This is a genomic window from uncultured Shewanella sp., from assembly GCF_947501225.1.
Classification (GTDB): domain Bacteria; phylum Pseudomonadota; class Gammaproteobacteria; order Enterobacterales; family Shewanellaceae; genus Shewanella.
The window spans coordinates 1-287 of the sequence record NZ_CANMUW010000066.1 but is presented as its reverse complement, the minus strand read 5'-3'; the positions used below and the strand labels follow the sequence as shown (position 1 = coordinate 287).

The following is a 287-nucleotide window of genomic DNA, read 5'->3' as shown; positions in this document are numbered from 1 at the left end:
ATTTGGCTCCCCAGACTGGACTCGAACCAGTGACATACGGATTAACAGTCCGCCGTTCTACCAACTGAACTACAGGGGAATTAAATATATGGTCGAAAATTGGCTCCCCAGACTGGACTCGAACCAGTGACATACGGATTAACAGTCCGCCGTTCTACCAACTGAACTACAGGGGAATCGAATTATTTCTTTCTCGACCCGATAAGCTAATGGCTCCCCAGACTGGACTCGAACCAGTGACATACGGATTAACAGTCCGCCGTTCTACCAACTGAACTACAGGGGAA

3 tRNA genes are annotated in these 287 nt (G+C 48.4%); all 3 read right to left on the bottom strand.

The features are described 5' to 3' along the window. Positions 1-3: 3 nt before the first annotated feature. The 3 genes from Q1B47_RS21965 to Q1B47_RS21955 all read right to left on the bottom strand — a co-directional run bounded on the left by Q1B47_RS21965 (position 4) and on the right by Q1B47_RS21955 (position 286). Positions 4-79 (bottom strand) — tRNA-Asn (locus tag Q1B47_RS21965). A 21-nt stretch (positions 80-100) separates the two neighbouring features. Then, positions 101-176: transfer RNA gene (locus Q1B47_RS21960), tRNA-Asn, on the bottom strand. A 34-nt stretch (positions 177-210) separates the two neighbouring features. Further along, positions 211-286, bottom strand: a tRNA-Asn gene (locus Q1B47_RS21955). Position 287: the final 1 nt, after the last annotated feature.